This is a genomic window from Deinococcus sp., from assembly GCF_018260405.1.
Lineage (GTDB): Bacteria > Deinococcota > Deinococci > Deinococcales > Deinococcaceae > Deinococcus.
This window is the reverse complement of record NZ_JAGLBG010000133.1, coordinates 1-4,978: the sequence shown is the minus strand read 5'-3', so window position 1 is coordinate 4,978 and position 4,978 is coordinate 1. Positions and strand designations below refer to the sequence as shown.

Below are 4,978 nucleotides of genomic sequence, written 5' to 3'. Positions count from 1 at the left end.
CCTAGTAGGCCCGCCAGAGAAAATGTGTTCTACGTCACTAGGGTAATTTTTCGGCTCAACTCTCACGTCACCCCGTGTAGGCCAGCAAAACCCGCTGTGGGTCACGGGTATTCCAGGCGTCTTCAGCCATCCGAACTTTCTGAGTGGCGGTGGCCAACGAAAAGGGAGGAAAAGGTGGGCGGCTCATGTACCAGATGGTACAATTTTGACCAGTCAGTACAAATACGCCTGTAACCGCGCAACTGCTGACCAGACCGGGCAGGCCTTATCCCCCTGCGATACACCTCCCCAGACCATTGCAGCCAGAAGTCATGCTGCGAAGCTTTTTCAAAGCCTGCGAGCGAACAGTCAGGAGTAGGAATCGGCCCTCACCCATCAGAGTCAGGTAGCCTACGGACAGGATGACGGAAGACAACTGATGAGCAATGACCGCTGAAAGAACCGACCTGGCCGCGCTACTGGTCAGCCTGCGGCAGAGTCGGCAGCTCAGCCAGGGCCAGCTGGCGCGGCTCGCCCGCTGCACCCGGCCCTACATTGGGCAGTTGGAGCGTGGCAAGCGGCAACACCTCTCCGAACGGCTGGCCCGGCAACTGGCCGACGCCCTGCACCTGCAGGGGCCGGAGCGTCAGCATTTTCTATCCGTGGCGGGCTGGCCGAACCTGGCCGCGGAGGGCACGCTGAATGTCGCGCCGCCGCTGCTCAACCAGTATGCCCAGGCCCTGGTGGACGGCAGCCGTTACCCCGGCGTGCTGCACGACAGCCAGTGGACTGTACTGCACGCCAACACCCTGGCTTACGCGCTGTTCCAGCAACTGGGCGAGCCGCTCCAGCCGGGTGAAAGTCTGGTGGCGCAGGTCTTCAGTCCACTCAACCGCCGCCACATTCCCGACTGGGAGGGCTGGGCACGCTCTATGCTGGCGCAGTTCAAGCGCGACAGCGCCCACCTCAGCGGAGCGGCGGAGCGGCAGGAACTGCTGGCCCGGCTGCGCGGCCTGCCTGATTTTGCGCGGCTGTGGCAGCATGTCGAGGCCGCCAGCGACACCACGCCCACCATGCCCGTTGAGTTTCTGCTCCCCGCCTACGGCCCGTTTCGCCTGGAAGTCATCCGACTGCAGTTCGTGGGTCTGCCGGAGCTGTGGCATGTGTCGTTTCTGCCTGCCGACGCAGGAGCACGCCAGCTGTTGCAAAGCATCGCCGTGCCTCCTGAGTAGACGCGAAGGAGTGGTAACCAGTTTCCTTGTCCGGAGGGTGGGGAAGGACTCTAATGAAACAGCAAACCTCAATTCAAAAGCCCCGGCGCTGCTCGGCCTGGCCTTTCCCGGTATCCAGTCCCAGTGACCTGCCAGGAATCCAGGCGAAGTGAGCGCCCCGGCCAGGAGCCGACCCATGACCCAGAGTTCCACGACCCAGAGCAACGATTCTGCCGTACCCAGCCTGACGAGCGGCCAGCGGGCCACCCTCAAGGCCCTGACCGACACCTTTTTGCCTGCCGTCCCCGAGCGCCAGCCCGCCGAGTTCTGGAGCGTGGCCGCCTCCCACATGGGCGTGAACCAGGCCCTGGAAGGCTACCTGAATACGCAGTTGCCCCCGGCGACCCGCGCGGGGCTGCTGGGCCTGCTGGACGCGATGGCGCAGCTCAGCTTCCATGCCCAGAGCCAGGCAGTCCGTGAGACGCTGGTGCGAACCGTGGCCGGAATCGCCCCCGAAGCCGCCGCTGGTATCGGGGCGCTGCGCCAGCTCACCCTGATGTTCGGCTACGCCATGCCCGGGCCAGACGGCAAAAACGCGCTGTGGCCGCATCTGGCCTACAGCGGCATCGGCAGCGCCGCGCCCCAGACGCCCAAGACCATCCAGCCCACCGTGCCCGCCGACGGCGAGGTGCTGGAGGCGGACGTGGTCATCGTCGGCTCGGGTTCGGGCGGCGGGGTCATCGCCGGAGAACTCGCGCAGGCGGGCAAGCGCGTGGTCGTGCTGGAAGCGGGCGGCTACCACAACGAGGCCGACTTTCACGGTCTGGAACTGCCCGCCTATTCCGCGCTGTATTACCGGGGCGGCTACCACCCCACCGCCGACGGCAACGTGACTCTGGTGGCCGGAGCCAACCTGGGCGGCGGCTCCACCGTCAACTGGTCCAACTCGGTGCGCCCGCGCGACGACATCCGCCAGCGCTGGGCCAGCGAATTTGGCCTGAGCGACCTGGCCGGGCCGGAATATGACGCGCACATCGACGCCGTGTTGAAGCGCATGAAGGTCAACGAGGACTGTAGCGACTACAACGGCCCCCACCAGCGGCTAGATGAGGGGGCAAAAGCGCGGGGCTACACCTTCACGAAGGCCGCCCTCAACCTCGACCCTGAGCGGTACGACGCCGAGAAAGCCGGGCACGCGGGCTTCGGTGACCAGACCGGGGCCAAGCAGGGCACCCTGAAAACCTTCCTGCAGGACGCCTACGACGCCGGGGCCAGGATTCTGGTCGGTACCCACGCCGAGCGCATCCTGGTGGAAAACGGGCAGGCCACGGGCGTCACGGCGACCACCACGGTGAATGGCGAGGCCCGTCATATCACCGTGAAGGCCGCGCAGGTGGTCGTCGCCTGCGGCGCACTGGAAACGCCCGCGCTACTGCTGCGTTCAGGGCTGGGCGGCCCGGCCACCGGAAAATACCTGCGTCTGCACCCGGCAGGAATGGTCGCGGGCGTCTATCCGGAGGACCAGCGGGCCTGGTGGGGACCGCCCCAGAGCGGGATTCTCAAAACCTTCGCCAACCGCGAGGATGGGCACGGCTTCATCATTGAGGGCGTGCAGTATGGCCCCGGCCTGATAGCGTCCGGCCTGCCCTGGACGGGTGGCGCGGCCCACAAGGAACTGATGAGCAAGTTCTCGCAGATGTCTCTTTTCGTGAGCATCGTGCAGGACCGGGGCCACGGCCAGGTCACGATTGACGAGGCGGGGAACGCGGTTCACACCTACGCCGTGACCGACGAACTCGATCAGCGCAACTTCCGCGCCGGGATTGCCGAATCGATTCGCCTGCACGAAGCCGCCGGAGCGCAGGAAATCATCGCCCTGGCCCCCGGAGTCGCGCCCTGGCAGCGGGGAGACGACCTCGAAGCGTTTATCGAACAGGTCAGCGCCGTGCCGCTGGGCGCAGGCGGGCAAACCGCGTTCAGCGCCCACCAGATGGGTTCGGCCCGCATGGGCACCGACCCGCAGACCAGCGTGGCCGACCCAAGTGGGCAGCTGCATGACGTGCGCGGCGTGTGGATTGGCGACACCAGCGCCTTCCCGACCTGCAGCGGCGTCAACCCGATGGTGTCGTGCATGTCGCTGGCCCACCGCACGGCGGCCAACATCCTGGACACCATGAACACCGGCAGCCTGCCCCCCGCCGGAGCCGACCACACCCCCAGCAGCCTGAACGGCTGATTGTTTCCGCCTGACCCGCCAAGGAGTTTCACATGACCACCCAGATCCAAGCAGACCAGACTGTTCCCCCAGCCTCGACCACAGCCCCCGCTGCCCCCCCGCTGCGCCACCACACCCAGCTGTTCATCGGCGGCGAGTGGGTCAATCCGGGCAGCAGCGAAACCATCGACGTCATTAACTCGGCCACTGAGGAAGTGATGGGTTCCGCACCGGCAGCCACCGCGGAAGATGCTGATAAGGCAGTCAAGGCCGCCCGCGCCGCCTTCGAGGGCTGGTCGCAGACCCCGGTGGAGGAACGCGCCGCCATTCTGGAGCGCGTCAGCCAGGGTCTCAGCGCCCGCCAAGGCGAACTGGCCCAGCTGATCGCCCAGGAAGTCGGGATGCCGTTCATGTTCAGCAACATGATTCAGGTGGGCCTGCCCGCCATTACCTTCGCCTCAATGGCCGAGGAAATCCGGCGCTACCCCTTCGAGGAAAAGCTGACCAGCTCGGTGATTTTGCGTGAGCCGGTAGGCGTGGTGGCCGCCATTACTCCCTGGAATTACCCGCTGCACCAGATTGCCGCCAAAGTCGCCCCGGCGCTGGCCGCGGGCTGCACGGTGGTGCTCAAGCCCAGCGAGGTCGCGCCGCTCAACGCCTTCGTGCTGGCCGAAATCATGCAGGCGGCGGGTGTCCCGGCGGGCGTGTTCAACCTGATTACCGGCACCGGCCCGGTGGTCGGGGAAGCCATCGCCTCGCACCCCGAGGTGGATATGGTGTCGTTCACCGGTTCCACGGCGGCGGGCCGGCGGGTCAGCGAACTGGCTGCCCGCACCATCAAACGCGTGGCCCTGGAACTGGGCGGCAAAAGCCCCTACATCATCCTCGACGACGCCGACCTGACCGGCGACGCGCTGACGCAGGCCGTGGTGAACGGTGTGCAGGGCTGCTACCTCAACTCGGGTCAGACCTGCTCAGCCCTGACGCGCATGCTGGTGCCGCGCAGCCGCCTGCCCGAGGTGGAAGCGGTGGTGCAGGCGGTGGTGTCTCAGGTAAAGGTGGGCGACCCGTTCGACCCGGCGACCACGCTGGGGCCGCTGGTGTCGGGCGTGCAGCGTGACCGGGTGCGCGGCTACATCGAAAAAGGGCAGGCCGAGGGAGCCAAACTGCTCGCCGGTGGAGCGCAGGCCCCCGACGGTCTGGAGCGTGGCTACTATGTGCGCCCCACGGTCTTTTCGGAAGTCACGCCCGAAATGACCATTGGCCGTGAGGAAATCTTTGGCCCGGTGCTGGTCATCCAGCCTTACGAGGACGAGGACGACGCCATCCGGATTGCCAACGCCACCGACTACGGTCTGGCAGGCGGCGTGTATTCCAGCGACCCTGAGCGGGCCGTGCGCGTCGCCAAGCGCATCCGCACCGGGCAGGTCTCGGTCAACGGCGGGGCGTTTAACCCAGTTGCGCCGTTCGGCGGCTACAAGCAGTCGGGCAATGGCCGCGAATTCGGGCGGCTGGGCCTGGAAGAATTCATGGAAATCAAGGCGCTCCAGTTCGGTAGTTCGCTGGAACTATG

General features: G+C 66.2%; 4 protein-coding genes. 3 read left to right on the top strand and 1 reads right to left on the bottom strand.

Annotation, left to right across the window (positions count from 1 at the left end):
- Positions 1-67: 67 nt before the first annotated feature.
- Positions 68-187, bottom strand: a complete 120-nt coding sequence (locus tag QZ269_RS11990) for a DUF1348 family protein (RefSeq protein ID WP_291426941.1) — start codon at positions 185-187, stop codon at positions 68-70.
- A 238-nt stretch (positions 188-425) separates the two neighbouring features.
- Here QZ269_RS11990 and QZ269_RS11985 point away from each other — a divergent pair, with 238 nt between their 5' ends.
- The 3 genes from QZ269_RS11985 to QZ269_RS11975 form a co-directional block, all read left to right on the top strand.
- Complete coding sequence (locus QZ269_RS11985) at positions 426-1,211, top strand: helix-turn-helix transcriptional regulator (RefSeq protein ID WP_291426940.1); 786 nt, start codon at positions 426-428, stop codon at positions 1,209-1,211.
- Between the two features lie 175 nt (positions 1,212-1,386).
- Complete coding sequence (locus QZ269_RS11980) at positions 1,387-3,426, top strand: GMC family oxidoreductase (RefSeq protein ID WP_291426939.1); 2,040 nt, start codon at positions 1,387-1,389, stop codon at positions 3,424-3,426.
- A gap of 32 nt (positions 3,427-3,458) precedes the next feature.
- The coding region (locus tag QZ269_RS11975; RefSeq protein ID WP_291426938.1) for an aldehyde dehydrogenase family protein at positions 3,459-4,978 on the top strand (1,520 nt) is incomplete at its 3' end.